This window comes from Mesorhizobium sp. P3_B5, from assembly GCF_056402815.1.
Window position 1 is genome coordinate 24,236 of record NZ_JBFUGR010000021.1, and the last position, 23,464, is coordinate 47,699.

General features: G+C 62.7%; 29 protein-coding genes. 17 read left to right on the top strand and 12 right to left on the bottom strand.

Annotated features, from left to right (window positions below):
• Window positions 1-136: 136 nt before the first annotated feature.
• From AC1DVW_RS28050 to lepA, 6 genes are all read right to left on the bottom strand, one after another.
• The gene (locus AC1DVW_RS28050) at window positions 137-484 is read right to left on the bottom strand and encodes a hypothetical protein (protein WP_477327469.1); all 348 of its coding nucleotides are present in this window, start codon (window positions 482-484) and stop codon (window positions 137-139) included.
• Window positions 485-690: 206 nt separating this feature from the next.
• The gene (locus AC1DVW_RS28055) at window positions 691-1,200 is read right to left on the bottom strand and encodes a hypothetical protein (protein ID WP_477327471.1); all 510 of its coding nucleotides are present in this window, start codon (window positions 1,198-1,200) and stop codon (window positions 691-693) included.
• A 10-nt stretch (window positions 1,201-1,210) separates the two neighbouring features.
• Complete coding sequence (locus AC1DVW_RS28060) at window positions 1,211-1,723, bottom strand: hypothetical protein (protein ID WP_477327472.1); 513 nt, start codon at window positions 1,721-1,723, stop codon at window positions 1,211-1,213.
• A 62-nt stretch (window positions 1,724-1,785) separates the two neighbouring features.
• Window positions 1,786-2,559 (bottom strand): DUF1828 domain-containing protein, encoded by a 774-nt coding sequence (locus AC1DVW_RS28065; RefSeq protein ID WP_477327474.1) that lies wholly within the window; start codon window positions 2,557-2,559, stop codon window positions 1,786-1,788.
• Window positions 2,556-3,050 (bottom strand): hypothetical protein, encoded by a 495-nt coding sequence (locus AC1DVW_RS28070; RefSeq protein WP_477327476.1) that lies wholly within the window; start codon window positions 3,048-3,050, stop codon window positions 2,556-2,558. The genes AC1DVW_RS28065 and AC1DVW_RS28070 overlap by 4 nt, the downstream gene beginning before the upstream one ends.
• A 260-nt stretch (window positions 3,051-3,310) precedes the next feature.
• On the bottom strand, window positions 3,311-5,116 hold the full coding sequence (lepA, locus tag AC1DVW_RS28075) for a translation elongation factor 4 (RefSeq protein WP_477274050.1): 1,806 nt from the start codon (window positions 5,114-5,116) through the stop codon (window positions 3,311-3,313).
• Between the two features lie 158 nt (window positions 5,117-5,274).
• Between lepA and AC1DVW_RS28080 the strand changes: the two genes are divergently transcribed.
• From AC1DVW_RS28080 to AC1DVW_RS28100, 5 genes are all read left to right on the top strand, one after another.
• Window positions 5,275-5,646, top strand: a complete 372-nt coding sequence (locus tag AC1DVW_RS28080; RefSeq protein ID WP_477327478.1) for an endonuclease domain-containing protein — start codon at window positions 5,275-5,277, stop codon at window positions 5,644-5,646.
• Window positions 5,647-5,901: 255 nt separating this feature from the next.
• On the top strand, window positions 5,902-6,597 hold the full coding sequence (locus AC1DVW_RS28085; RefSeq protein WP_477327480.1) for a DUF1223 domain-containing protein: 696 nt from the start codon (window positions 5,902-5,904) through the stop codon (window positions 6,595-6,597).
• Window positions 6,598-6,678: 81 nt separating this feature from the next.
• Window positions 6,679-7,032, top strand: coding sequence for a hypothetical protein (locus tag AC1DVW_RS28090; protein ID WP_477327482.1), 354 nt, complete (start codon window positions 6,679-6,681; stop codon window positions 7,030-7,032).
• A gap of 160 nt (window positions 7,033-7,192) precedes the next feature.
• Window positions 7,193-7,924: a peptide-methionine (S)-S-oxide reductase MsrA gene (gene msrA, locus AC1DVW_RS28095; protein WP_477327484.1), complete on the top strand. Its 732-nt coding sequence runs from the start codon at window positions 7,193-7,195 to the stop codon at window positions 7,922-7,924.
• Between the two features lie 183 nt (window positions 7,925-8,107).
• Window positions 8,108-8,395, top strand: a complete 288-nt coding sequence (locus AC1DVW_RS28100) for a GIY-YIG nuclease family protein (RefSeq protein WP_477327506.1) — start codon at window positions 8,108-8,110, stop codon at window positions 8,393-8,395.
• 153 nt (window positions 8,396-8,548) lie between these two features.
• On the opposite strand, the gene AC1DVW_RS28105 is transcribed toward AC1DVW_RS28100, so the two are convergent.
• Complete coding sequence (locus AC1DVW_RS28105; protein WP_477327486.1) at window positions 8,549-9,553, bottom strand: cytochrome d ubiquinol oxidase subunit II; 1,005 nt, start codon at window positions 9,551-9,553, stop codon at window positions 8,549-8,551.
• An 11-nt stretch (window positions 9,554-9,564) separates the two neighbouring features.
• The gene (locus AC1DVW_RS28110; protein ID WP_477327488.1) at window positions 9,565-10,926 is read right to left on the bottom strand and encodes a cytochrome ubiquinol oxidase subunit I; all 1,362 of its coding nucleotides are present in this window, start codon (window positions 10,924-10,926) and stop codon (window positions 9,565-9,567) included.
• Between the two features lie 243 nt (window positions 10,927-11,169).
• Here AC1DVW_RS28110 and AC1DVW_RS28115 point away from each other — a divergent pair, with 243 nt between their 5' ends.
• Together AC1DVW_RS28115 and AC1DVW_RS28120 are read left to right on the top strand one after the other, a co-directional pair.
• Window positions 11,170-12,096 carry an ABC transporter ATP-binding protein gene (locus AC1DVW_RS28115; protein ID WP_477274037.1) on the top strand — a complete coding sequence of 309 codons (927 nt, stop codon included), beginning with the start codon at window positions 11,170-11,172 and terminating at the stop codon, window positions 12,094-12,096.
• Entirely contained in the window at window positions 12,093-12,854 is a 762-nt protein-coding gene (locus tag AC1DVW_RS28120) for an ABC transporter permease (protein ID WP_477240349.1), read from the top strand. Before AC1DVW_RS28115 ends, AC1DVW_RS28120 begins: the two co-directional genes overlap by 4 nt.
• A gap of 2 nt (window positions 12,855-12,856) precedes the next feature.
• Here AC1DVW_RS28120 and AC1DVW_RS28125 read toward each other — a convergent pair whose 3' ends face one another.
• Window positions 12,857-13,894 (bottom strand): phosphatidylglycerol lysyltransferase domain-containing protein, encoded by a 1,038-nt coding sequence (locus AC1DVW_RS28125; protein ID WP_477327508.1) that lies wholly within the window; start codon window positions 13,892-13,894, stop codon window positions 12,857-12,859.
• A gap of 152 nt (window positions 13,895-14,046) precedes the next feature.
• Here AC1DVW_RS28125 and AC1DVW_RS28130 point away from each other — a divergent pair, with 152 nt between their 5' ends.
• The 3 genes from AC1DVW_RS28130 (at window position 14,047) to AC1DVW_RS28140 (ending at window position 16,694) form a co-directional block, all read left to right on the top strand.
• Complete coding sequence (locus AC1DVW_RS28130; protein WP_477327490.1) at window positions 14,047-15,195, top strand: flavin-containing monooxygenase; 1,149 nt, start codon at window positions 14,047-14,049, stop codon at window positions 15,193-15,195.
• A 342-nt stretch (window positions 15,196-15,537) separates the two neighbouring features.
• Window positions 15,538-16,017: a MarR family winged helix-turn-helix transcriptional regulator gene (locus tag AC1DVW_RS28135; RefSeq protein ID WP_477240345.1), complete on the top strand. Its 480-nt coding sequence runs from the start codon at window positions 15,538-15,540 to the stop codon at window positions 16,015-16,017.
• The gene (locus AC1DVW_RS28140; RefSeq protein WP_477327492.1) at window positions 16,014-16,694 is read left to right on the top strand and encodes a GNAT family N-acetyltransferase; all 681 of its coding nucleotides are present in this window, start codon (window positions 16,014-16,016) and stop codon (window positions 16,692-16,694) included. Before AC1DVW_RS28135 ends, AC1DVW_RS28140 begins: the two co-directional genes overlap by 4 nt.
• Window positions 16,695-16,715: 21 nt before the next feature.
• On the opposite strand, the gene AC1DVW_RS28145 is transcribed toward AC1DVW_RS28140, so the two are convergent.
• Window positions 16,716-16,940 carry a hypothetical protein gene (locus tag AC1DVW_RS28145; protein ID WP_477240341.1) on the bottom strand — a complete coding sequence of 75 codons (225 nt, stop codon included), beginning with the start codon at window positions 16,938-16,940 and terminating at the stop codon, window positions 16,716-16,718.
• A gap of 275 nt (window positions 16,941-17,215) precedes the next feature.
• On the opposite strand from AC1DVW_RS28145, the gene AC1DVW_RS28150 reads away from it, so the two are divergent.
• The 5 genes from AC1DVW_RS28150 (at window position 17,216) to AC1DVW_RS28170 (ending at window position 21,345) form a co-directional block, all read left to right on the top strand.
• Window positions 17,216-17,557, top strand: a complete 342-nt coding sequence (locus AC1DVW_RS28150; RefSeq protein WP_477240339.1) for a hypothetical protein — start codon at window positions 17,216-17,218, stop codon at window positions 17,555-17,557.
• Between the two features lie 15 nt (window positions 17,558-17,572).
• Window positions 17,573-18,274, top strand: coding sequence for a phosphatase PAP2 family protein (locus AC1DVW_RS28155; protein WP_477327494.1), 702 nt, complete (start codon window positions 17,573-17,575; stop codon window positions 18,272-18,274).
• A gap of 357 nt (window positions 18,275-18,631) precedes the next feature.
• Window positions 18,632-18,889: a helix-turn-helix domain-containing protein gene (locus tag AC1DVW_RS28160; RefSeq protein WP_477240335.1), complete on the top strand. Its 258-nt coding sequence runs from the start codon at window positions 18,632-18,634 to the stop codon at window positions 18,887-18,889.
• A gap of 96 nt (window positions 18,890-18,985) precedes the next feature.
• A complete protein-coding gene (locus AC1DVW_RS28165) occupies window positions 18,986-20,719 on the top strand; it encodes a SulP family inorganic anion transporter (RefSeq protein ID WP_477327496.1) in 1,734 nt (577 codons plus the stop codon).
• Between the two features lie 260 nt (window positions 20,720-20,979).
• Window positions 20,980-21,345 carry a hypothetical protein gene (locus AC1DVW_RS28170; RefSeq protein WP_477327498.1) on the top strand — a complete coding sequence of 122 codons (366 nt, stop codon included), beginning with the start codon at window positions 20,980-20,982 and terminating at the stop codon, window positions 21,343-21,345.
• Window positions 21,346-21,358: 13 nt separating this feature from the next.
• Here AC1DVW_RS28170 and AC1DVW_RS28175 read toward each other — a convergent pair whose 3' ends face one another.
• Both AC1DVW_RS28175 and AC1DVW_RS28180 read right to left on the bottom strand, forming a co-directional pair.
• Entirely contained in the window at window positions 21,359-22,009 is a 651-nt protein-coding gene (locus AC1DVW_RS28175) for a glutathione S-transferase family protein (protein WP_477327500.1), read from the bottom strand.
• 289 nt (window positions 22,010-22,298) lie between these two features.
• The gene (locus AC1DVW_RS28180; protein WP_477327512.1) at window positions 22,299-22,958 is read right to left on the bottom strand and encodes a hypothetical protein; all 660 of its coding nucleotides are present in this window, start codon (window positions 22,956-22,958) and stop codon (window positions 22,299-22,301) included.
• Between AC1DVW_RS28180 and AC1DVW_RS28185 the strand changes: the two genes are divergently transcribed.
• Together AC1DVW_RS28185 and AC1DVW_RS28190 are read left to right on the top strand one after the other, a co-directional pair.
• Entirely contained in the window at window positions 22,869-23,075 is a 207-nt protein-coding gene (locus tag AC1DVW_RS28185) for a helix-turn-helix domain-containing protein (RefSeq protein WP_477327510.1), read from the top strand. The genes AC1DVW_RS28180 and AC1DVW_RS28185 overlap by 90 nt on opposite strands.
• A 139-nt stretch (window positions 23,076-23,214) precedes the next feature.
• A partial coding sequence (locus tag AC1DVW_RS28190) for a hypothetical protein (protein WP_477327502.1) occupies window positions 23,215-23,464 on the top strand: 250 nt, incomplete at its 3' end.

Here is a 23,464-nt window from a genome sequence, read left to right on the forward strand (position 1 = left end):
TCAATCGAATACAACTGTGCCTTCACACTGTTTTTGCTCGGTCGCAGGGCGCGCGAGGTTGGCGATCCTTCGCGCCCCTCTGCCCTGCCGGGCATCTCCCCTACACGGGGGGAGATCGGCAGCGTCTGCGCCGCGCCTACTCAACCAGATCGATCGTCTCCGTCGTCTTCTCCACGCAGATGAAGCAGCAATTGTCGCAGGGCTGGTCGTTGTCCGGGCCGACGCCGGCGGAGACGCTGTCGTCGCCGTTGACCCAGGCGCCGTAACAGATGTTTTCGCCCGGATTGCAGGAGATCGGCACCGATTTCTGCGAATTCGGCTCGATCATGAACACCTGGTCGTCGCCCGGCCAGGACAGCTTGCGGTCATGGCTGAACAGCTCGACCGCCACCGATTGCTGCCGCAGGTTCTTCACGAAGAAGGCCATGTCGGCGGCGTGGGCGGAGGTGGTGAGGAGAAGGGCGGCGAGGGCGAGGCGAATCATGGTGGGGAGATTCGCACGAGCGGCTGACAACCGCCACATGCGGCGCGGCTCTTCCTTCTCCCCTTGTGGGAGAAGGTGGATCGGCGCGCAGCGCCGAGACGGATGAGGGGTGCTGGAAGGAATGAGACGCTGGTGTCTTCTGGAACACCCCTCATCCGACCTCGCTTCGCGAGGCCACCTTCCCCCACAAGGGGGGAAGGGAAGACCTAGCCATTCACCGCCACATGCGGCGCCAGTCGCTGGATCGCCGCGATGATGTCGGTGCCGCTCATGTCGAGCGAGGAGACTTCCATGTGCACGGTGTTCTGGCCGAACGGCAGCATCAGGTTGAGCGCATTGGCCAGCGCGTATTTGATCTCGTCGGGCGGCGCCTCGGTCAGTTCGAAATTGACCATCCCCGACCCCTTGCCGGAGGTGAGGCGCACGCTCTGCACCTTGTCCCAGGGCACAAGCACATCGCCGAGGCGACGGTCGCGAAAGCCCTTGTCGTCGAGCACGACCTTGACCGAAGTGTCGAAGGCGCCGCGTGCGAGGAAATAGCCGAACCCGAGGAAGCCAAGCGCCAGCAACGCCACCAGCAGCACCCGCCCGCCATCGGCACCGGTGACCAGCCCCTTCAGCGTGTAGAAGCCGAAGATCGCCGCGAACAGGAGCGCCCCGAAGGCGGAAGACATCTTGCCGGTGGGACTGTTGCGGAGTTCGACGGGAGCGGACATGGGAGCGCGTTCACCGTTCGGCCTTCAATAGGGTCCAGATCCAGCCGATGAAGGTCAGCACCAGGAACGGATAGCCGGCGGCGGGCAAGGGCGAGGAGGTCGGCAGCAAGGGAGCGCCCCAGAGGATTTTGCCCACCGACACGGCAAACAGAAGGGCGGCAATGAGGCCGGTGAGACGCATCCACAAAGCGAAGGTCTTTGGCGCGCTGATCAGGACCAGGGCTGCCGCCCACAGCGAAATGCCGCCGACATAGGAGGGAACGCTGGCCTCGAGGCCTGCCGCATTGCCGGCCAAAAGCAGGCTCTCGCCGGCGACGAAGGTCAGGAACCCGGCGGCCACGCAGTCATTGCCCAGCCGCTGATACTTCATGGTCAACAGGGCGGTTGCCACCACGAGGGCCACGCCGTCGATCGCCCAGAGTGTTTCGCGCAGTTCCGGACTCGCCACAAAAGTGCCGGCAAGGCCAAAAGCGCCGCCGATGGCGAGGCCGATCGCGGCGACAGTATCCAGATTGGAGCGCATTTGAGATCCTTCCCGAGCCGAAGCAAGGATACTTCAGGGCTGGGCGTTCTCAAAGGGCTCCCTCATGCCACCTGCCCGAGAGCTTCGCGAACAATGCGTGCTACGGCCGCATCCTCATCTTGACTGAATACAGGCACTGTTGCCAGTCGGTTACTGGCGCGACGGCGAAGATCGTTGGGGATCGAGTTGTCCTGCTCCAAAAGAGCCACAACTGACAAAGGCTGTTTCACTTCGTAGAATGCAGTTTGATGTAAGAAGATTGCGTCATGAACTCTGTTTGGCGAACTTCCAAAGAATATTGCAACCGGCGGGCGTGATGGGGCCTGAACAATCATGTCCGGCCTAACCTCAGAGAGACGCGAAGTAACCGCTTCATTCTCTCTGATTGCCGCACGATCACCGATTGCGCTCTTGATGCGCTCAGCAGCGTCTTCCCTAAAAGTCGACGCGACCTTCTCCTGCGTGAGTAGGAGAAAATCGTTCATCCTGAGCATCACGCCTACGAAGTCGATAGCGCGCGCTGGCAGCTCCTTTGCCGGAAAAGAGCGTGTCCTGATTGTCGCGTCGTCTTGATCGAAATATCCGTCAACCTTGGCGAGCAAATTATCCAGTGCTCTGCGACGGGTATCCGTTTCAAAGTCGACGCCGGCCCCCTCAAGCAAAGGGATCGTCGCTCCATCATCTTCAAGATGATACTCGCCGTTCTCCATCTTGATGACGTAAAATGCGACCCTGTCTCCGTCATCACGCTTAAACGCAGTGCTAACAGCGAGTCCGATAGGCACCTCGGTTACGGTGATATCGTTGCAAAATGCTCGGCAAAGCTCGTTCTTCATAGCTCGCCCCCGATCTTGTCGATTCCGAAGAATTTTACAGCGCAATTGAAGGCAGAAGGTGGCGAGATAGCCGTTTTGCCAAACTTAAAGTCGAGACGGCGGTGATGGTTCCCAGATTTTGGAAGGCGCAGAGAGCCAAAACGGTTCGTGCCGGCGTCGAGGCCGTCTATGTCGTTGCAACGGGCGTGGCAATGCCACCCAGGTTCAGAAGCGTGGTACTCGTAGTCGCAAATAACTACCGTCTCGCCCAGCGTCACGACGCCAAGCGTTGCACGGAAGATTTGTTTACTTTCATTCATGAGGATTCGGACGCGGCAATCGCACCCCAAAGCATAGAAACTGATGATACGCCATCTATACAGGGGACCGTATTTGTATGCTTTTGCTCGCGCCTTACGGGATGGCCATTGGGCGCGGGGGATCTCTCCCTGCTTCCATTCCCCGCTTTTCACCAGAGACTTCTCCGCCCCTACTATCGCCCTCAGATTCATGATGATCCTCATAGCGTAAAATCGCTAATGAAATAACCAGAGCTTTGTCAGGTATTAATTGGGACATTACTCCGATCTTTTCGAACGGAGCAACGAGAAGTTCCGGTTCATGCCATCACAAGAATTCGAATAATGATTCGGCCAAACAAAACGGATAGTGGACTAGTGAAGGCCTCGTCTCCGGCAGTCAGATTAGAGATAGAAAGCGGGGGCAGCGTTCTCGATGGCTTCTATGATGATGGCGCCAAAGGCCGGACCGCTTAATCCCCCATCTTCAAGGCCTGGATAAACGCCTCCTGCGGGATATCCACCTTGCCGAACTGGCGCATCCGCTTCTTGCCCTCTTTCTGCTTGTCGAGCAGCTTGCGCTTGCGCGAGACGTCGCCGCCGTAGCACTTGGCGGTGACGTCCTTGCGCAGCGCCGAGATGGTCTCGCGGGCGATGACCTTGCCGCCGATGGCGGCCTGGATCGGGATCTTGAACAGATGGTTCGGGATCAGCTCCTTCAGCTTCTCGCACATCTGGCGGCCGCGCTTTTCCGCCGCCGTGCGGTGGACCAGCATCGACAGCGCGTCGACCGGCTCCTCATTGACCAGGATCGACATCTTCACCAGGTCGCCTTCTTTGTAGTCGGTCAGGTGATAATCGAAGGAGGCGTAGCCCTTGGAGATCGACTTCAGCCGGTCGTAGAAATCGAAGACGACTTCGTTGAGCGGCAGATCGTAGGTGAGCATGGCGCGCTTGCCGACATAGGACAGATCGGCCTGGACGCCGCGCCGGTCCTGGCAAAGCTTCAGGATGCCGCCGAGATAATCGTCCGGCGTCAGGATGGTGGCGCGGATCCACGGCTCCTCGATGGCCGATATCTTGACCACGTCGGGCATGTCGGCGGGGTTGTGCAGTTCCTTCATCGAGCCGTCGGTGAGCAGCAGCCGGTAGACGACGCTGGGGGCGGTGGCGATGAGGTCGAGGTTGAACTCGCGCTCCAGCCGCTCCTGGATGATTTCCAGATGCAGCAGGCCGAGGAAGCCGCAGCGATAGCCGAAGCCGAGGGCAGCACTGGTTTCCATTTCATAGGAGAAGCTGGCGTCGTTGAGGCGCAGCTTGCCGACGGCGGCGCGCAGATCCTCGAAATCGGCGGCGTCGACCGGGAACAGGCCGCAGAACACCACCGGCTGCGCCGGCTTGAAACCGGGCAGCGCCTTTGCCGTCTGGCGCTTGTCCTCGGTGATGGTGTCGCCGACGCGGGTGTCGGCCACTTCCTTGATCGAGCCGGTGAAGAAGCCGAACTCGCCGGGGCCAAGCTCGTCGACATTGATGCGGGCGGGCGTGAAGACGCCGGTGCGCTCGACCAGGTGCTTGGCGCCGGTGCCCATCATGCGGATGGTCTGGCCCTTCTTCAAAACGCCGTCGATGACGCGGACCAGCACGATGACGCCGAGATAGGCGTCGTACCAGCTGTCGACCAGCATGGCTTTCAAGGGTGCTGAGGCATCGCCTTCGCGTGGCGGCGGCAATTGGTTGACGATGGCTTCGAGCACATCGGGGATGCCGAGGCCGGTCTTGGCCGAGATCAGCACGGCGTTGGAGGCGTCGATGCCGATCACCTCCTCGACCTGCTCGCGGATGCGCTCGGGCTCGGCGGCCGGCAGGTCGACCTTGTTCAGCACCACGACGATCTCGTGGTTGTTGTCGATGGCCTGGTAGACATTGGCCAGCGTCTGCGCCTCGACGCCCTGCGAAGCATCGACGACCAGCAGCGAGCCCTCGCAGGCGGCGAGAGAACGCGACACTTCATAGGCGAAGTCGACATGGCCGGGCGTGTCGATGAGATTGAGGATATAGTCCTCGCCATTGTTGGCGCGGTATTTCAGCCGCACCGTCTGCGCCTTGATGGTGATGCCGCGCTCGCGCTCGATGTCCATCGAGTCCAGCACCTGCTCCTTCATGTCGCGCAGCTCCAGCCCGCCGGTGGACTGGATCAGCCGGTCGGCAAGCGTGGATTTGCCATGGTCGATATGGGCGACGATGGAGAAATTGCGGATGTGGTCGAGGGGCGTGCTCATGGCGCGCGCTTTAGCAGGGGCAGGGTTGAGGGGCAAGCGGTGCGGGGTGCCGACGCCTCTTGCCTTCTCCCCTTGTGGGAGAAGGTGGATCGGCGCGCAGCGCCGAGACGGATGAGGGGTGTTGGAAGGAATGAGGCGGCTGGTTAGTCTAACACACCATGCCGCATCAACCCGTCCCTCCCGCCAAACGCAGCTTTGCCCGTGCACTCAGGCGCGAGATGACGGAGGCAGAAGGCAAGCTATGGAGTGAACTGCGCGACCGCAGGCTCGACCAGATAAAATTCCGACGCCAGGTGCCTGTCGGAAAATACGTCGCCGATTTCGCCTGCCTCGAAGCCGGCCTGATCGTCGAAATCGACGGCAGCCAGCATGCGGAGTCTGATTCAGATCGGGTGCGCGGAGTTGAGTTAAAGGCGAGAGGGTTTCGCGTGTTGCGCTTCTGGAACGACGATGTGCTGAAAGACTTGAATGCCGTTTGCGATACGATCATCGCCTATGTACGCGATGTGAACTTGCAGCCTTGGCGGTAATGGCTCCTCTTTCCCTTCTCCACTTGTGGGAGAAGGTGTCGCCGAAGGCGACGGATGAGGGGTGCTCCAGCTTGATAGCGACGGCGATCCGTCCAACACCCCTCATCCGTCTCGGCGCTACGCGCCGATCCACCTTCTCCCACAAGGGGAGAAGGGAAGAAGCGTCGGCGCCGCAATCACAAACCAGTGAACGATGTAACGAACCCTCCGGCGGCGGCGAAGTGGGAGATGAACCCCGCCGCAGGAGACTTCCCCATGTCCGGATCGAAAAGCAAACGCAGCGCGCTGCTGGCTGCCCTGATGGCGCTTACTGCTACGGGTGCGGCTGCTGCCCAGCCGCTCACCGTGGTTGAATTGTTCACCAGCCAGGGCTGCTCGTCCTGCCCGCCGGCCAATGCCAACCTGATCAAGGTCAAGGACCAGCCGAACGTGCTGGCACTGTCGTTCAACGTCACCTACTGGGACTATCTCGGCTGGAAGGACACGTTTGGCAAACAGGAATTCACCCAGCGCCAGGTGAGCTACGAGCCGGCGCTCGGCCGCTCCGGTCCGTTCACGCCGCAAGTGGTGGTCAATGGCGATGCCGATGCGGTGGGTGCGGCGCCCGGCGAAATCGAGCGACTGATTTCCTCGAGCGGGGGCGCCAAGGGACCCTCGCTGTCGCTTGATAGCGAGAAAATAAGCATCGGCGCCGGCTCAGTGCCCGGCGGCAAGGCGGATGTCTGGCTGGTTCGCTACAAGGACGGCGTCGTCGAGGTGCCGGTGGCGCGCGGCGAAAACACCGGGCGCACGCTGCCGCACGCCAATGTCGTGCATGCGCTGCAAAGAATCGGCAGCTGGAGCGGCGATGCCACGTCGCTGCCGCTGCCGGCGGCGTCTGGTGGGCTCAGCACCGCGGTGCTGGTGCAGACGCCGGGCGGCGGACCGATCCTGGCCGCCGCCACCAATTAATTTCCAAGATTTGCGCAACGCCGCATGAGCGGCGCCGCACTGCCGGCCGCATCCGCGCGCCACCAACCCAAGGAGACTTCCATGACCAATCTTTCTCGCCTGACGCTGCCGGCCCTGGCCCTGGCGCTGTGCTCGACGGTGCTGTTTGCCGGCGGCATCGCCCGCGCTGAAGATGCCATGAAGCCAGCCATGGCCACCGACGCCATGAAGCCGGCAACGGACGCCATGAAGCCGGCGACCGATGCCATGAAACCGGCCACGGATGCGATGAAGCCTGTCGATCCGATGGCGACCGATGCGATGAAGCCTGTCGATCCGATGGCGACCAATGCGATGAAGCCGGCCGACCCGATGGCCACCGATGCGATGAAGCCGGCAACGGATGCGATGAAACCCGCTACGGGAGCGACCGACGCCATGGCTCCGGCCAAATAGGCTCGGTTCGCTTCCGGCCGCCCCTGGCCATGGCCGTTCCCTGTCCAGGTCAGGGACGGTCCCTTCTGTCGGCGATGCGCTGCGCCAGATGCGCACAGCAATGTGAAACGGCGACGTACCTATATATCGTACAATCAAACTCCAACTTGGGAGATCAGACATGACCGGTATTGCAAAGACGAGAACGCCGAGCTTCGCCAAGGGCGCGCTCGCCGCGCTCATCCTGGCGGCGGCGGGTGCTGCCTTCTGGCAGAGCCCGGCCAACTCGGCCGAGGACGCGGTGGTGATCCCGCCGCCGGCGGTGGACGAGAAGGCGGCCAGCGGCACCGAAAAGGCAATCTTCGCCGGCGGCTGTTTCTGGGGCGTGCAAGGCGTGTTCCAGCACGTCAAGGGCGTGACCAAGGCGGTGTCGGGCTATACTGGCGGCGACAAGGACACCGCCGTCTACGAGACCGTCGGCAGCGGCCGCACCGGCCACGCCGAATCCGTCGAGATCACCTACGAGCCGTCCAAGGTCACCTACGGTCAGCTGCTGCAGGTGTATTTTTCGGTGGCGCACAACCCGACGCAATTGAACTATCAGGGCCCCGACAGCGGCACCCAGTACCGCTCGACGATCTTTGCCGAAAGCGACGCGCAAAAGAAGATCGCGCAGAGCTACATCGCCCAGCTCGACCAGGCCAAGGTGTTTGCCAAGCCGATCGTCACCACGCTGGAGACCGGCAAGACCTTCTATCCGGCCGAGGACTATCACCAGGATTTTCTGACGCTGAACCCGACCTATCCCTACATCGTCTACAACGACCTGCCCAAGGTGGCGAATTTGAAGGCGCTGTTCCCGGCGCTGTACAGCGACAAGCCGGTGCTGGTGCTGGCGGCGAGCAAGAGTTGAGTTTGGTAGGTGTTTGGGAAGATACGGAGCAGCGACGCCCTCCCTCCCTTCCCTTCGTCATCCTAGGGCGGAGCAAGGAGCGTAGCGACGCAGCGCAGACCCTAGGATCCATGCCGTGAAGGTGATCGTAGGATGCAGCGGTCCAGGATAGCTGCGCGGCAGATCGCCAGCTATCCTCACGCTATGACCGGCTACGTCTACATGACCGCGAGCCAGAAGCGCGGCACGATCTACATCGGCGTCACCAACGATCTTGGCCGCCGCATGCCGGAGCACAAATCAGGCCAAGGCGCAGGCTTCACCAGCCGCTACGGCGTGCAGCGGCTGGTCTGGTACGAGGAATTCTTCGACATTACCGACGCCATCCAGCGCGAAAAATCGCTGAAGCGCTGGCCACGCCAATGGAAGATCGATCTGATCGAGACGGCCAATCCCGAGTGGTTCGAGCTCTTTCGCGGGACGGGGTCGTAGTCGCTCGGTTCCTTGCACCGCTGGAGCACGGCACCACTGTCACGGCATGGATCCTAGGGTCTGCGCCGCGTCGCTTCGCTCCTTGCTTCGCCCTAGGATGACGAAGCGATGGGATACGCCACCCTCTTCGCCAACGCCCATTCCCTGCTCCTCTCAATCATACGTCAAATCCGTCGCCTTGCCGCCAAAGACGCGGTAGGCGTAGAACGAATAGAAGATGATGACCGGCAGCACGACGACCGTGCCGGCGAGGATGATGGCGAGGCTTTCGGGGGCTGAGGCGGCCTGCCAGATGGTCAGTTTGTCCGGCACCACGAACGGGTAGAACGACCACGCCAGCCCGGCAAAGCCGAGCGTAAAAATGGCGGCCAGCGTCAGGAACGGCGTCAGCGCATGGCGGTCGTCGGGCTTGGGCAGATGAAAGGTCTGGCGCCAAAGCCAGGCGAACAGCAGGGCCGAGAAGATCGGCAGCGGCGACAGATAGAGCATCTCTGGCCAGACGAACCATTTGGCGAAGATGCGCGGGCTGGCGAAGGGCGTCGCCAGCGACACTGCGGCCATGCCGAGTGCGGCCAGCACCAGCGCCGTGCGCAGCCACAGCACTGCCTTCTTCTGCAACTCGCCCTCGGTCTTGTAGATCAGCCAGGCGGCGCCCATCGCGCAATAGGCGGCGGCGAGGCAGAACGCCACCAGCGCGCCAAAGGCCATGCCGCCAAGGCCGACATCGAGGCCAAGCACATAGACGCCGAGCATATAGCCCTGCGCCAGCGAGGCGATGATGGAACCGAGGAAGAAGATGCGATTCCAGCGCTGCTTCATGCCGGCCGGCACCTTGGCGCGGAAATCGAAGGCGACGCCGCGCAGGATGAGGCCGACCAGAAGTACGAAGACCGGAATGTAGAGCGCGGTGAGGATGGTGCCATGCGCCATCGGAAAGGCGACCAGCAGCAGGCCGACAGCCAGCACCAACCAGGTCTCGTTGGCGTCCCAGAACGGGCCGATGGCGGCGATCATCGTATCCTGCTCGGCGTCCTCGGCGGCGGCAAAGAGAATGCCTATGCCGAGGTCAAAACCGTCGAGGATGACGTAGATCAGGATGGCGAGGCCCATGAGCCCGGCGAAGATGAGGGGGAGCGCGGTTGGCCAGTCAATTGTCATCTTTTTTCTCCTCACTCACCAGCCGCTGGCTGCGACAAGGCTGCGCTTCTGACACCCGGCAGTGGCGAGTTGTCGCCCTCCTTGGCCGCCTTCAGCGCCAGGTGCACCAGCACGCCGAGATAGGCGATCAACAGCAGCACGTAGAGGATGAGATAGACGGCAAGCGTGAAGGCGACATGGCTGCCGGCGACCGGGCCGACGGCGTCGGCGGTCTTCAAGACGCCGGTGACCAGCCAGGGCTGGCGGCCGATCTCGGTGGTGTACCAGCCGGCCAGCGTCGCCAGCCAGCCGGACAGCGCCATCGGCACCATCAGCATGGCCAGCGGCTTGGGCAGGCTGTGGCGGCGCTTGAGGAAGAAGGCGGYCGACCAGGAGACGATGAGCATCAGGATGCCGGTGCCGACCATGATGCGAAAGCCCCAGAACACCGGGAAGACCGGCGGATGGAGACCGGGATAGTCGTTCAGCCCCGGCACGACGCCGCTGGTCGAGTGCCTGAGCACAAGGCTGGCGCCGTCGGGGATGGCGATCTCGAATTTGTTCTCTTTCGTCGCCTCATCGGGAAGCGCGAACAGCACAAGCGGCACGTTGGGGCCGGTGTTCCAGTTGGCCTCCATGGCGGCGATCTTCTGCGGCTGATGCTCCAGCGTGTTGAGCCCATGCTGGTCACCGGCGAAGATCTGGATTGGGATCAGGATGGCGGCGGTGAAGACGCCAGTGCGCAGCGCCTTCCACATCGATTCCGAACGGTCGCCAGTGAGATAGCGCAGCGCTGACAGGCCGGCGATCAGGAAGGACACCGTCAGGCCGGAGGCGAGCAGCATATGGACGAGGCGGTAGGGCATGGACGGGTTGAAGACGATCGCCCACCAGTCGACGGCATGTGCGACGCCGTCACGCATCTCGAAGCCGGCCGGCGTCTGCATCCAAGAGTTCAGTGCGATGATCCAGAAGGCGGAGACTGTGGTGCCGCCGGCGACCAGCACGGTGGCCAGCGTGTGGACACGGTTGGAGACGCGGCGGAAGCCGAACAGCATGATGCCGAGGAAGGCCGCTTCGAGGAAGAAGGCGGTGAGTATCTCGTAGGCGAGCAGCGGCCCGGCGATGTTGCCGACGGTCTGCATGTAGCCCGGCCAGTTGGTGCCGAACTGGAAGCTCATGGTGACGCCGGTGACGACACCCATGGCAAAGGACAGCGCGAACACTTTTACCCAGGTGAAATAGGCGCGCATCCAGGCGGAATCGCCTGTCGCGTTATAGCGCAGCTTGAAGAACAAGAGCACCCAGCCAAGCGCAATGGTGATCGTCGGAAACAGGATGTGGAACGAGATGTTCGCGCCGAACTGGATGCGCGACAGGATGAGCGGGTCCATGGCGGGCTCCGGCTGCTGCTTATCCCTTGAGAATAGGCGCGAAGCGCGGTCCGGTCAAAGCGGCGTGGCGTCACGCGGGGCGCGTTGTCGCAGCACTTTGGCCGAAAGCGTCAGCACCCGGACAAGCGGCATGGGCGCAACGTTTGTCTCCATTTGTCAGGAGCGGCATTGACTTCCCGCCGCGCGCACCGACATTCAGCGCAATAATAATCCCCACACCTTTGAAGCAGCCGTATTTCAGCCATGCCATCGATCATTTCCATTTCCGGGGTCACCAAGACCTATGCCACCGGCTTCAAGGCGCTGAAGGAGATCAACCTCGATATCGAGCGCGGTGAGATCTTTGCGCTGCTCGGGCCGAACGGCGCCGGCAAGACGACGCTGATCTCGATCGTCTGCGGCATCGTCAACCGCTCGTCGGGCACGGTGACGGTCGACAACCATGACATCGGCAAGGACTATCGTGCCGCGCGCAGCCTGATCGGGCTGGTGCCGCAGGAACTGACCATCGATGCTTTCGAGAGCGTGTGGGCAACGGTCAATTACAGCCGCGGCCTGTTCGGCAAGCCGGCTAACCATGCCTTCGTCGAGAAGGTGCTGCGCGACCTGTCGCTGTGGGACAAGAAGGACGCCAAGGCGATCACGCTGTCGGGCGGCATGAAGCGGCGGCTGATGATCGCCAAGGCGCTGTCGCACGAGCCGCGCGTGCTGTTCCTCGACGAGCCGACGGCCGGCGTCGATGTCGAATTGCGCCAGGACATGTGGGAGATGGTGCGGCGGCTGCGCGAGGACGGCGTCACCATCATCCTGACCACGCACTATATCGAGGAGGCCGAGGCGATGGCCGACCGCGTCGGCGTCATCAATCGCGGCGAGATCATCCTGGTCGAGGACAAGGCCGAATTGATGCGCAAGCTCGGCCGCAAGCAGCTGATGCTGGAACTGCGCCGCCCGCTCGCCACCGTCCCGGAGGCCTTGTCGCGCTATGCGCTGGAGCTGTCGCCCGACGGCGGAAAACTGACCTACACTTATGACGACCAGGCAGAGCGGCCGGGCGTCGCCTCGCTGATCCGCGACCTCGAGGCATCAGGTATCCAGTTTCGCGATCTCGACACGCAAAACAGCTCGCTGGAGGAGATCTTCGTCAATCTCTTGAGGCAAGAGCCATGAACCTGCGTGCGGTATGGGCAATCTATCGGACGGAAATGGCGCGCACGGGGCGTACCCTGCTGCAGAGCGTCATTTCGCCGGTCATTTCGACATCGCTCTATTTCGTCGTCTTCGGCTCGGCCATCGGGTCGCGCATCACCGAGATCGACGGCATCAGCTACGGCGCCTTCATCGTGCCGGGGCTGATCATGCTGTCGCTGCTGACGCAGTCGATCTCCAACGCCTCCTTCGCCATCTATTTCCCGAAATTCGTCGGCTCGATCTACGAGCTGCTGTCGGCGCCTGTCTCCTACCTCGAGATCGTCATCGCCTATGTCGGCGGTGCGGCGACCAAGTCGATCGTGCTTGGGCTGATCATCCTGGCGACGGCGTCGCTGTTCGTGCCGCTCACCATCCTGCATCCGTTCTGGATGCTCGCCTTCCTTGTCTTGACGGCGGTGACCTTCAGTCTGTTCGGCTTCATCATCGGCATCTGGGCGAAAAGCTTCGAGCAATTGCAGCTGGTGCCGCTGTTGATCATCACGCCGCTGACCTTCCTTGGCGGCAGTTTTTATTCGATCAACATGCTGCCCGGCATCTGGCGCACGGTGACGCTGTTCAACCCGGTCGTCTATCTGATCAGCGGGTTCCGCTGGAGCTTCTACGGCAAGTCCGACGTCTCTGTCGGCATCAGCCTCGGCATGACCGTCGTCTTCCTGCTGGTCTGCATCACGATCGTCGCCTGGATCTTCAGGACCGGTTATCGGCTGAGGAACTGACCTCAGATGGCCTTTACCAGCCGCAGCAGCCCCAGCATCTCGACATAGGTCCCCTTGCGGAAGGCGATGTAGACCGGCTCCTCGACGCCGTGGTAGCGGCGCTTGAAGGCGGCCTGTCCCTGCAGGTTGAACCTGCGGCGGTTGACCCAGGGCGAATCATAGGCGCGCCGGAAGGCATTGCGCCAGAAATCGCTTTCGACAAATCCGCTCGGCTCGATGTCGACCATCGGCGACAGGCCAAGCGTGACGACCGAGATGCCCTCTTCGCGAAAACGGTCGACGGCGAATTTGGTCAGGCCGATTTCGGCATGCGGCGAGGCATCGATATGCTTGCGCTTGAAGGCGGTGGTGTAGCCGATGACCTTGCCGTCGCGAAATAGCGGATCGAAGTCGAGCAAAGCGACAAGCTCGCCCTGCGGACCGTGCAGGATGAAGCGGCGCATGTCGACGCCAAGATGATCGGCGAAGGGGCGGTTGAGAAAGCCCATCTCCCAGCGCTTGACGATGCGGTCGCCGCGCCAATTCTCGGAAAGCCGCGCGATCTCATCGAGGAAAATGGTCCGCTTGTCCTCGGCAAAGGAAAAGCCCTTTTTCGAGAGCCAGCGTTCGGAGTAGCGGACGGTTTCGTTGCGCTTTCCGGAAAAATCGTGATCGGGCAGGACGAGCCTGGAGTCGATGCCGAAGCGATTGACCTGATAGCCGAGCCCTGCGAGCACGCGGGCGGTTTCCGCGCCGATCTGCACGAACCAGGGGCCACCGGCGGCTTCGACAAAGCGCTTGATGTAGTCGGGTCGGTCGGCCGGATGCGCCACCGGATCGCCGAGAGCGAAGTGGTGCTTCATCTTGGTGCCGAAGGCGATGTAGCCGTCGGCATCGCCGAAATAGGACAGTTTTTGTTGTACGGCGGTGGAATAGGCGAGCGAAAAATCGCCGTGCCGGCGAACCAGTGCCAGGCGCTCGACATGGCTCAGCTCCTGGCGCGGAACCCTGGGCGCGGCGCCTTCAAGCAGTCTGTCGAAATAGATGCGCAACGAGGGCATGGTCGAGCTTTCGCGTGCCTTGGGGTATGGAGGCCAGCCCACGGCCTCGAATCAGTCGTATTGACGCGACCTGATTATCGATCATATCGCGCAAGTGCCATATAGGACGCACTCTGCGCCCCACGGCGCACCTGGAAGGGAATCTCGGCGGAATGGCGGCAACGACAAGCGAAGCGGTGCCCGATGGACCGGTGATCGTCATCGGCGCCGGTGCGGCCGGGCTGGCTGCGGCCGACGCGCTGGGCAGGCTCGGCGTGCCTGCAATCGTGCTGGAGAAAGAGATGCGGCTCGCCGAACCGTGGCGGCGGCGGCACGAGCGACTGCATCTGAACACGCACCGGGCGCTGTCGGCGCTGCCGGGGCTTTCCTATCCGCCGCGCACCGGCGCCTTCCCGCACAAGGATGTCATCGTTGACCATCTCGAGGACTTTGCCCGCGAGCGCGGCCTTGCGATCGAATTCGGCGTGGCGGTCGAACGGATCGCCGGCGATGGCCAAGGCTGGCTGGTGCACACCAGCGCGGGTCCGCGCAGCACTGAGCATGTGATCGTCGCCACCGGCCGCGACCGCCTGCCTTGGATGCCGGACTGGCCGGGGGCTGCAGCTTTCCGGGGCAAACTCATCCACGCCGCCGATTTCGGCACGGCGGAAGACCATTCGGGCAAAAGCGTGCTGGTGATCGGGGCCGGAAATTCCGGCTTCGACGTGCTCAACCATCTCTCAGGCGTCGACACCAAACATGTCTGGCTGTCGGCGAGGCACGGCCCGTCGCTGCTGCCGAAGCGGATCGGCAGCGTCGCCGTGCACCGCTTCGCCGGCTTCATGGCGCAGCTGCCGACGCCCATCGTCGACAGGATGATCTCGGCGACGCAGCGGCTGGTCTTCGGCGATCTCTCGCGCTTCGGCCTGCCGCCGGCGCCAAAGGGCGGCGCCAGCCGGCTCGGCGCCGAGCAGATCGCCATTGCCGTCGATGACGGCGCCGTCGCCGCGCTCAAGGCCGGCCGTATCACAGTGGCGGCGCCGGTGGCGAGCTTCGATGGCGCGGCTGTCCGGCTGAGTGACGGCGCGATCATCGAGCCGGACGTGGTGATCGCGGCGACCGGCTACCGCACCGGGCTCGAAACCATGGTCGGCGATCTCGGTGTGCTCGACCAAAAAGGCGTGCCGAAAGCCAATGGCGGCACGCCGAGCGGCCAGCCCGGCCTGTGGTTCATCGGCATGCGGCCGAGCCTGACCAGCTACTTCCACAGCGCCGGCCTGCAGGCCCGCGAGATTGCGAGGCAGATTGCCAGGGGGTCGTAGACCCTCCCTTCTGGGGGAAAACCGCAGCGCACTTAGCCCTGGCGATTGGCTGGAGCCTCTCAGCTTCGTCATCCACGGGCGGAGCAAGGAGCGCAGCGACGCGGCGCAGACCCGAGGATCCATGCCGCGACTTCTAAGCTACAAGGCGGTGCAGAATTCTGCTCCGCTGCGCCCGTGGGCCAAGGTCGTGGCATGGATCCCAGGTCTTCGCGACGCCGCTACGCGGCTGCTCCGCCCTGGGATGACGAAGCTGAGAGACGCCGGCCTCCTAACGGGGAGGTCTTGATTCTCTTCCTTGCTTTGTTATATAACATGTTATTGATTATTATGAGCGAGCTGACAATGGAAGACATCATTCGATCTCTTGGCTACCTCGCCCTGGGCAGCCGGCTGAAGCGCATCGGCGAGCAATTGCAGGCGGATACGCAGCGTCTGCTCGATCGCCTGGAGGTTCCGGTGCAGTCGAGCCAGTACCCACTGCTGGCCGCGCTCGACAGGCTGGGGCCGCTGCCCGTCGGCGAACTGGCGCAGTCGCTCGGGATCACGCAGCCGGGCGTGACGCGGAGCGTGTCACTGCTGTCTGAGCTGGAGCTGGTCGAAGTGATTCAGTCGGACGGTGACCAGCGGCGCAGGATCGTCTCGCTGACGAAGAAGGGGCAGCGCCTGGTCGATACTGGCAAGCGCGATGTGTGGCCGCGCATCGAGAACGCCGTCGCCGATTTGTGCAGGGATCTTTCAGGGCCGCTTCTCGATCAGCTGGCCGCCATCGAGGATGGCTTGGCTGCGGCTCCGCTCGATCGCCGTGTGGGAAAAGCGCTATGAGGCACGTGCTCGATCGCCCTGTCTGGAGCGCGCTGGAGACACGCCATCAGGCCTTCGCGCAAGGTGACGCCCTCGCCCGGCGCTATCCCTCGTCGATCGTTCCCTTCGCAGCCAGCGCCGCTAACGACGCCGAAAGCCTGCAAGCGCTTCAGGCGCTTGTTGCCGCTGGCGAGAGTGTCATCCTGCTGCAGGCGGACGCCATTGCGCTTCCCGCTGAACTGGCCGCGATCTCGACCGCCTCCGGCGTCCAGATGGTTCTCGAGGTGCCCTTGCAGGCCGTGTCGGACGAGCGGGTGCAGCAGCTGACTCAGGACGACGCGGCCGAGATGCTCGCTTTGGCCTCGCTGACCAAGCCCGGCCCGTTCACGCTCAGGGCTCTCAGCCTCGGTGACTTCTGGGGCATAAAGGTCGACGGCAGGCTGGCGGCGATGGCCGGCGAGCGCATGAAGCAGCCCGGCTATACGGAACTCAGCGGCGTGTGCTCGCACCCGGAGTTTCGCGGCGGCGGCCTCGGCCGGCTGCTGTCCGTGTTTGTGGCCAATCAGATCGTGGCGCGCGGTGAGGTTCCCTACCTCCACGCCTATGCCACAAACGCCGCTGCCATAAGCCTGTACGAGTCCATCGGCTTCAAATTGCGCAGTCCGATGCATGTGGCCGTCGTTCAGCGCGCCGGATAGGCGCAATCCGTCGCGCCGGTCTCAGGCCGATTTCGGTTCGAGCCGCCGGAAACCGACGGCTTCCATCAGCATCTCCTCTTCGACCATGCCGGCATTGTGCAGGGCAAGCAAGGTGAGCGCGAGTTCCCGCGCGTCGGCCGAATCGGGATGCGCTTCGCGCCGCTTGCAGGCTTCATCGAACACGCGCTGCAGCCGGGCGATGTCGGCAGGTTTGAGCAGGCCACGGTCATAAACGGATTTTGTCATGGCGGTCTCCTGATACTGACCTAGGGCGCCACGTTTAAATTGCCAATCTTTCCCGAGGCTTGAATGGTTTCAACGCGAAAGGGAGGATTGCGGATTCTTGCCGACCGATCGTCCCGGGCCGCGATCCTGCCTCCGCCCTGCTTTGTCATGGGCAACGACAGCCGGCCAATCCGACCCGATTTCCTGTCCTTGATCGCTCCCGCTTGACCGCGACCAGCGGTTCGGGAACAAGGATTGCGACACCCGCGACAAAGGCCATGGTCAAGGAGCAGAAATTGAGTTTTTCGGGATTGCTGCAGCTCGGCTTTTCGACGGTGATTTTTCTGCTGGCCGCGACGGCGGCGAAGCAATGGGGGCTGGCGCCAAGCCTGGGCAAGATCGTGCTGACGCTGGCGCTCTATTCGCTCGGCAATCTGATCATGCTGCGGCTGATCCGCGAATTCGGCATGTCGGTGTCGTTCAGCCTGTCGGCGGTGATCCAGCTGGTGTCGGTCAATGTGGTGGCGCTGGTGTTCTTCGGCGAGCGCGTCAACGCGCTGCAGGCGGTTGGCATCGTGCTGGCGATCGCCGCCGTGGCGCTGATCACGCTCGGGCCCTATCTGCAGGGGCGGATGTAACGGGGCGAATTGCCGATGAAAACCGCCGCGAATGCTCTGCTCAACTGGATCGAATTCCCGGTGCTGCTGGCCGGGCTGGTCATCGCCGGCGGGCTGTGGGGGTTCGAGGAGCTGATGGAGGTGGCGCGCGCCACCACGCCGCACGCTTTCGACACCGAAATCCTGCTCGCTTTCCGTCAGCCGGGTCAACCGGGACTCCCTATCGGTCCGCCCTGGCTGGAGGGCGCGATGCGCGACATCACCAGCCTCGGCAGCTCCAGCGTGCTGGTGCTGATCGTAACGGCGGTGATCGTCTATTTGCTGCTGATCCGCCGGCCGGCGACAGCGCTGCTGATCTTCGTGGCGGTGGCGGGTGGCCAAGCGCTATCCAGCCTGCTGAAAGCCGGCATCGACCGGCCGCGTCCCGAGCTCGTCTCGCATCTCGTCGACGAGACGTCGCTGTCCTTTCCGAGCGGCCACGCCATGCTGTCGGCGGTAACCTACCTGACGCTCGGCGCGCTGGCGGCGCGCTTCCTGCCGGGACGAACGACGAAGATCTATGTGCTTGGCCTGGCGGTTCTGACGACGCTGCTGGTCGGCATCAGCCGTATCTATCTCGGTGTCCACTGGCCGTCGGACGTGCTGGCCGGCTGGTGTGCCGGCTTCACCTGGGCGATGCTGTGCTGGCTGACGGCGCGGGCGTGGCAGCGATGGCGCGGACAGCCCGACGTCAGTTGACGCCGCGCGAGTCCGGGTCTGAGCCAAATCGTACCCGCAAGTGCTGCGTCAGATCATCCTGTGGATCACGTGGCCGCAGCCCGCCAGCAGGAAAACCGTCGACAGCAAGCATGCTGATGTCATCAAAGCCTTCAAGATTTTCAACGGCTTATCCCCTCGATGTTTGTCGATGAAACGGGATCGCCGTCGATTTTCTGCAAACGACGACAATGCGATAGGCTAGCATGGATGTCATACTCGCCACCATCGCGCCGATAAGAGCAAAGCCCATGTTTCATATATGCATACTGATGGTTGAAACATCATCATGATTGTATTATACGTTGATCCCGCAGACTCAGACGGGAGTTTTGGCCGATGATTACTGCCGCGCAGATGCGCGCCGCGAGGGCGCTGGCCGGCATCGATCAGAAGACGCTCGCCGAGCGCGCCGGGGTTTCGCTTCCGACCATCCAGCGCATGGAAGCGAGCGATGGCGTGGTCAGGGGCGTGGTCGATACGCTGATGAAGGTCATCCAGGCCCTCGACGAGGCCGGGGTGGAACTGATCGGCGAGAACCAGGCCAGCGAGCGCGGTGGCCGGGGCGTGCGCCTCAAGCCGGCCGCGCCGCGGTAACCTCCCGCAACCGGGTCGGCACAGATAAGTCGCGACGCGACCGCCGACATTTGCTGCCGACGATCCCGCCGCCTTCACGGAGCGGAAGGCACGTTCATGGACCAGGCCCATCAGGCAAGCCAGCATCAGGCCCAGAAGTCGGCCACGAAGTCGGCAAAGCCGACATTTTCCGAACTGTTCACGCCCAAGCTGGTGACGGTCTGGCGCGAGGGTTATCACCTGCCGCAATTCAAGGCCGACTTCATGGCCGGACTGACCGTCGCCATCGTCGCGCTGCCGCTGTCGATGGCGATCGCGATCGCTTCGGGGGTGACGCCGGAGCGCGGCCTGTTCACCGCCATCGTCGGTGGCTTCATCATCTCGGCGCTCGGCGGCAGCCGCTTCCAGATCGGCGGCCCGGCCGGCGCCTTCATCGTGCTGGTGGCGGCGACGGTACAGCGCGAAGGCGTCGACGGGCTGCTGCTGGCAACGATGATGTCCGGCGTCTTCCTGCTCGGGATCGGCTATCTACGGCTTGGCACCTACATCAAGTTCATTCCTTACCCGGTGACGGTCGGCTTCACCGCCGGCATCGCGATCATCATCTTTTCCGGCCAGATCGTCGAACTGTTCGGGCTGAAACTGGCGGGCAAGGAGCCCGGGCCGCTGGTGCCGAAGCTGATGGCGATCGGCGAGGCTGCGAGCACGGTCAACATCTCGGCGACGCTCGTCGCGGTGCTGACCATCGCCACCATCGTTGGCGTGAAACGCTGGCGGCCTGGCTGGCCAGGCATGCTGATTGCCGTCGGCCTGGCCTCGCTGGTGGTGGCGCTGCTGGCACTGCCTGCGGAAACGATCGGCACGCGTTATGGCGGCATTCCGCGCAGCCTGCCGTTTCCGGCGCTGCCGGTGTTCAGCCTCGACAAGGTGGTCGCCGTGCTGCCGGATGCGGTGGCCTTTGCCCTGCTCGGCGCCATCGAATCGCTGCTGTCGGCCGTGGTCGCCGACGGCATGACCGGACGCCGGCACCGCTCCAATTGCGAGTTGGTGGCGCAAGGTTTTGCCAACATCGCCTCCGCCTTGTTCGGCGGCATCTGCACTACCGGCACCATCGCCCGCACTGCCACCAATGTGCGGGCCGGCGCGCACGGACCGGTTTCGGGCATGCTGCATTCGCTGTTCCTGCTCGTCTTCATGCTGGTGGCCGCACCCCTGGCCAGCTACATCCCGCTTGCCGCCCTTGCCGGGGTGCTGGCGGTGGTCTGCTGGAACATGTTCGAAAAACAGGCTTTTGCCACGCTCCTGCGCGCCTCGCGCGGCGACGCGCTGGTGCTGTTGGCGACCTTCCTGATCGTCGTCTTCCGCGACCTGACCGAAGGCATTGTCGTCGGCTTCGCGCTGGGCTCGATCCTGTTCATCGACCGTATGGCCAAGTCGATCGCGGTCGAAGCCGACCAGTCGCTGGTGCAGGACGATGTCGCCGACAGCGCCAGCGTCTATGATTCCAGCGAGGCGACCGACGCCGAGACCGTGGTCTACCGCATCTCGGGCGCCTTCTTCTTCGGCGCTGCCTCCACGGTCGGCACCGTGCTCGACCGCATCGCAGACCAGCGCAAGAACTTCATCCTCGACTGCTCGGCCGTGCCATTCTTCGATTCGACGGCCGCCAATGTCATTGAGGGGGCCGCCCACAAGGCAAAGCGCGCCGGCGTGCGCTTCATTATCTCAGGCGCCTCGCCGCAGATACGGCGCACGCTGATCAACCACGGCGTCAAGCGCCCGCTGGTGACGTATGCCGCTTCGATCGGGGATGCCCGTGCGCAGCTGAATGGGAAGCTGGAGACGCAGTAGCAACCAGAGATGCCGGCCGATGGCCCTTTGGCGGCACAGATTGTCCGCCGGTTGAACGTCAACTTTTGACCACAACGGACATTCAAAGAGGCGTTCGCGAATCACCGTTTGGGGTCAAGATCAGTCATTCGGGATTGTCTGGTTCTGAGTTGTGAAAACCAATTGAGAGCGATAACCGTGCCCTGGACTGCCTCATCGCAGCCATCAGCTTGTGGACGGTTCTGAGTGCTCTCTCCGCAATGCTTTGGGAAAGGCTCGGGATGAGACTTGCAGTGTTGGTCGCGTTGGCCGCGACATTGGCTGGATGCGTGACCTCGCCAGTCGACTATGAAGCGTCGCTTTCGCAGCAGGACCCCAAATGGCTGTCGCCGGAATGCCAGCAAGCGCGCATGGCGGCTTCGAACTACGACGCGCGCGAAAAGGAGCATCCGGGGTGGGGCTTCGGCGTCGTGCTTGGCCCGTACTCATTGGGGCTCGTGGCAGCCATCAAGGAACATGAGCAGAAGCAACGAAAGCTGTTTTCCCGCGAGGTGCATTTGCAATGTTCCAGTCTGCCTCTGCCAAAGGAGTTGCAGGGCGATACAAGCCTCCAGGACGCGATCGCAAACCAGACGAAATATCCATAGACAGCACGCTGCCTCAACCCGTCGATGCGGCGGTGAACACCGCCAATTGAGCGTCGAAGGCACGCTTGTAGGCCGGCCGCGCTTCGCCGCGGGCGATATAGGCGGAGAGGGTCGGATAGTCCTCCAATATGCCCGATGTGCGCAATCTAAGCAGCACCGTCACCATCAGCAGGTCGCCGGCGCTGAACGCGCCTTCGAGCCAGTCGGCATCGCCGAGCCAGGTGGAAAGGTCGTCCAGCCGCTGACGGACGCGGCCGTCGAGCATGGGCATGCGCTCCGCGTACCAGGGCTTGTCGCGCTCCACGATCATGGGCATCGTCCGTTCCAGGATCGGCGGCTCGATCGTGCTCAGCGCGGCAAACATCCAGGTGATCGCGCGCGCCCGGGCATTCGGATCGTCCGGCAGCAGGCCCGCATGGCGCTGCGCGATATGGAACACGATGGCGCCGGACTCGAACAGAGCGAGATCGCCTTCCTCATAGGTCGGTATCTGGCCGAATGGGTGCAGCGCACGATGCGCGGGCTCCTTCATCCCGCTGAACGAAACAAGCCGAACATGGTAGGGTTGGCCCACCTCTTCGAGCGCCCAGCGAACACGCATGTCACGTGACAGTCCCTTGCCGCGGTCGGGTGAGCGCTCAAAAGCTGTGATGGTTGGGGTCATTGGAACTCCGGGGTTTGGTCAGGTGTCCAGTTGTGTTGATGGGCATCCAAAGGACGAACGACCGGCTTCGCTCCCGACACCCTACCTTGTTTTCTTCGCCGTGGGATTTCGCGGTCCGAACCTTCCGTTCGCCTGACCTGGGCGAACTCACATCTATGACCTCTAGTTGGTGACACGGGCCAGCCATTGCCGACTAGCTGAATGTCACTGACGCCATGACGACAAGGGCCCGAACGTCAACCGTCTCCAATCTTTGCGAGATCTATGGCATAAAAGCCGCATGCAGATTTCAGGCATTGGCAGGATCATTTTCTGGTCTGGCGGAAGCCTTTGGATTGGGCAGGCAGTTGGCCCGGTTGAGCTTCACTCCCACCATGCCATTCAGGTCAGCGTGGGTCTGTCCGATCGCGTGCAGTTCCGAACGGGTGACACGGCAGCCTGGGTATCGTACGGCGCGGCTTTCATTCCGCCCGACCTTGCGCACTCGTTCCAGGCACCCGGCAAGACGGCTGCCAACCTCTTCTGCGAGCCCGAGTCTGCGCTGGGCCGTGCCCTTTTGGCCCGCTTTGGAGGCGACCATATCTTGGGCCTCCCCCCAGCCGACATAGCGCCACACGCCAAGGCTCTTCGTTCTGCGTTCGACAATGGTAACCTCGACGAAGAGCTCGAGGATATCGCGCTGGAGACGCTTTACGCTCTTTGCGGAGGTGTTCCAGCAAGCCTGGTCGATCAGCGGATTATTCGTGCCACCGCCTTTATTGCCGCAAAATTGGGAGAGCAGCTCACCCTCGAAGCGGTGGCCCATCATGTTGGGCTCTCCGCAGGGCGCTTCAGACACCTTTTCGTCGAGCAAACAGGCATCTCGTTTCGAGCCTATCTTCTTTGGACAAGGCTCAATTGTGCGCTCGAACTCGGCTTCGGGGGAACATCCTGGACCGATGCGGCTCATGCGACGAACTTCGCGGATTCTGCCCATCTGAGCCGAACGACCCGTAGGATGTATGGGCTCGCTCCAAGTTCGTTGCGCCAGCAACTTCCTCCGGCATCCCGTCCGATGACGGCTTAGCCCCTTCATTCAAGTCTAGTTCMGGCGACAGGTCTATCGAGTTCGTGCAATCGCAACTCGAGGAACATCGCCATGTTTGCCAAACTCTCCCGACGCCATCTGCTGAACGCCAATGACTATTCGGCGTGGAGCAGGCGCGATGATTGAAATAGCGGCGCTTCGCCAGCATCTGTCGCTCGAGCAGCGGAGTCTGACCGAGATCGCTACCGGCCTGTCGGTCACTGCGATGGTCGGCGCGACGCTCTACAATCTCGGTTTCTTTGCGCCGGTTGAGTGGAGCCTCATCTCCGTGCTTACCGTGCAAGACCTCTTGATCGGAGCATCGATCGCACTGCTCCCGATGTCGGTCGCGGCGTGGCTAGCGCTGCTCATTGCCCGCTTCATTGCCG